The organism is Streptomyces brasiliensis, from assembly GCF_014647875.1.
GTDB classification, from domain to species: Bacteria; Actinomycetota; Actinomycetes; order Streptomycetales; family Streptomycetaceae; genus Streptomyces; species Streptomyces brasiliensis.
Window position 1 is genome coordinate 1 of sequence record NZ_BMQA01000182.1, and the last position, 3,002, is coordinate 3,002.

Annotated in this window: 3 protein-coding genes and 1 pseudogene; all 4 read left to right on the top strand. The window is 68.5% G+C overall.

What is annotated here, in order from left to right:
• Positions 1 to 283: pseudogene (locus IEZ19_RS49485) on the top strand (hypothetical protein); the annotation flags it as partial.
• A gap of 1,028 nt (positions 284 to 1,311) precedes the next feature.
• A complete protein-coding gene (locus IEZ19_RS49490; RefSeq protein WP_229841734.1) occupies positions 1,312 to 1,521 on the top strand; it encodes a DUF427 domain-containing protein in 210 nt (69 codons plus the stop codon).
• Between the two features lie 271 nt (positions 1,522 to 1,792).
• Positions 1,793 to 2,506 (top strand): Crp/Fnr family transcriptional regulator, encoded by a 714-nt coding sequence (locus tag IEZ19_RS49495; protein WP_189317911.1) that lies wholly within the window; start codon positions 1,793 to 1,795, stop codon positions 2,504 to 2,506.
• A gap of 31 nt (positions 2,507 to 2,537) precedes the next feature.
• Positions 2,538 to 2,660, top strand: coding sequence for a hypothetical protein (locus tag IEZ19_RS52935; RefSeq protein ID WP_268248805.1), 123 nt, complete (start codon positions 2,538 to 2,540; stop codon positions 2,658 to 2,660).
• The last annotated feature ends 342 nt before the right edge of the window (positions 2,661 to 3,002 follow it).

Sequence of the window (3,002 nt, forward strand, 5' to 3'; positions counted from 1 at the left end):
CCTGGGCTCCACCAGCTTCAACATCCGTAACGACAGCCGCAACACCGTCGAGTTCTTCCGTGGTGTCACCTGCGACAACGGCGCCCCCGTCGCCACCGTCGGCCCCCACAGCGAGGCCAACAACGTCCGCACGAAGGTCCACGACGAGGACGAGGACAAGCACGAGAAGATGGAGGGCGGCGTCAAGGTCAAGCACGGAGTCGTAGGCAGCTTCCGCGTCGTCAAGCGCCACTTCAACGAGAAGGGCGAGCGCGGCGACTTCGACGACTTCGACGAAGACTGAAACCAGCAACACGTCTGACGCGCATGCTGGATGGCGCCGGCCCGCCGCAATCGGGCCGGCGCCCTCCAGCCAGGCGCACAACACAGAATCCCGGCCCGCGGTAAACGGGCCGGGATTCTCGTCTGGACCCCGGCCCAGGGACATCCCTTCTGGGAACATCCACACCAGACCATCGTCCGACAGATCACACGCCTCCCACGCCATCCATACCCCAGCGACGACCGCCAGTCCACCGTCCACGGCGTGACCCGACCCCCTCGTTCCCCCGCCAGGCGGCCAGCCGGTGGGGTGTGTCCAGATAGTGAGAGTGTCGGGATGCCCGGGACCGCCCAGGTGCGTGGAGGCATCGACGAGAGCGGCGTACAGCCGCGCCGGCCTCTGCACCGGCATGGACAGGTCGGCACCTGCTTTGCGGTCCGGCAGGGCGGACGGCTTTCTGGACAACACCGCCGCCGGACTACCAAGTCGACCGAGCACCGCCGCAACGACCTCGACACCCTCGACATGCACCGGTAAGTGCCAGCGCGCCGTCACCGAAGCCCGCACCATGCTCAAACAAGAGGACACGGGGCCGGGTGCTGCGTCAGAACGCAGCACCCGCCGGCCCTCCCTCTCCTCCGCTCCGCGCTGCGCCGGGCACGAGCTGTACGGCTGCTGTCTCGCGGAAGCGCCGCCTTGAACGCCACACTGTCGCCCTGGGGGAGCAGGATGCCGGCCGCTGCAGTGGGGAGGCCGGGACGCCTACGAGTACCACGAGTACGACGACCCGGAGTGGGGGCGGAAGTTCCGTACGTTCCGCCGTGATTGCCCTCCTCACCGGCCCGCTCACCGGGATGGCCCCGGACTCCTGTCTCGGACACCAGCCGCAAAGTCGCTGTGCGTGACGTTCAAGGGTGTGGTCGGCCGTCTCGTGCGCCAGCCGCAAAAGCAACTGCGTGGCAGCTTTCGTATCGTCAGATGCTGTTCTGGTCGAACATCAACCCGTACGGGACGTTCCGTCTTGAGATGGACAAGCGCCTCAAAGGTAGATGATCAGGTTGCGTGCGGTGTGGAACGGCGCGGAGCTCGCAGAGGCGGAGCACACCGTGGTGGTGGAAGGCAATCACTACTTCCCGCCGGAGTCGCTTCGCCGGGAGTACTTCGCCGAGAGCCGGACCAGGTCGCTGTGCCCGTGGAAAGGGGTGGCCCGCTACTACACGGTCGCCGTGGGCGGGCAGGCCAACCCGGATGCCGCATAGTACTACCCGCGGCCCACGCCGCTGGCCAGGAAGATCAAGAACCATGTGACGTTCTGGCGCGGCGTCGCGATCGAAGAAGCGGCCTTGGGGGCCGGGCGGTAACCGCTGTCGGCGTGGCGCGGGTCGCCGCGCTGGCCGCTGGTGTGGGCGGGGCCGCGGGCGCCGCCTGGTGGGGGCTGGTGAGCGGCGCGCTGACCGTGGATCTGGGAGTGGGGCGGCGTACCCGGGCACTGGGCCAGCGCAGCCGTATCTGGGTCGGGCGACCCGGGCGATGCGCGAGAAGCTGCGTGTGCTGGAGCTCGGCCAGGACATGGTGCCGGCCGAGCACTTCACCCCCGTCGGCGGCGGGCGGATGACGGTGACGGTGGAGACGGCCCCCATGAAGACCTACAGCGCCGGCGAGATCCTCCACTCCCCGCAGCAGCCCTGCGAGGTGCTGTTCATCCTCAAACGCGGCCGGGTCCGCATCTTCCGCGTCTCCGCCGACGGCCGCGCCCTGACCACCGCCATCATCAGCCCGGGCACGATCTTCGGCGAGATGGTGCTGCTCGGCCAGCGCATGTACGACAACTTCGCCGAAGCCCTCGACGGCGTCACCGTGTGCGTGATGAGCCGCGCGGACGTCCACAAGTTCCTGCTGTCCGATCCCAGGATCGCCGCCCGGATCACCGAGATCCTCGGACGCCGCCTCGCCGACCTCGAACAGCGCCTGTCCGACAGCATCTTCAAGTCCGTCTCCCAGCGCATCGCCGCGACCTTGACCGCGCTCGCCGCCCGCGCGGAAGTCCCCGCGGGCCGACTCCGCCCCACCGCCCGTCACGCCCAGATCGCCCTCACCCACGAGCAGATCGCCGCCCTGGCCGGCACCTCCCGCGAGACTACTACCAAGGTCCTACCGGAGTTCGCCGACCGCGGCCTGCTCCGCCTGGCCCGCGGCCGCATCACTGTCCTGGACCCCGAGCACCTCAGCGACGCCGCCGGATAGCCCCACATCGCCACAGCTGAAGGAGGCCGTGATGGACCTGACCGTGCTGGTCGTGCCCGCATGCCCCCACGCCGCACAGCTGCGCGAATGCCTGGACCTCGCGCTGGAGCAGTACCCCGAGGCCACCGTGGCCTGGCGCGAGATCGCCTTCTGACGCAGAAGCTGAGCACCTGGGCATGCACGGCTCGCTGACCCTGCTGATCAACGGAGTCGACCCGCTCGCACTCCCTGGGCAACAGACGAGCCTGTCCTGCCGTGTCAGCCCGCTGCCCGAAGCGGCCTGGAACGGAGAGGACGGTCTGACTCTGCGCACCTGGCTGTCAGTGACAGCCAGCGGCATGCGACACCGCATGACAGATCACGGCCTGCCTCCGAGGGCCGCGCTGCGTACGAGTGACGCACGCCGCCTCAACGGCACATTACGACGCCTACCGGGGAAGCTCCTATCTCCTGTCAAGCGGCCTGTGCAAGATCGGCCTTCGTGATGTTTGTGCAG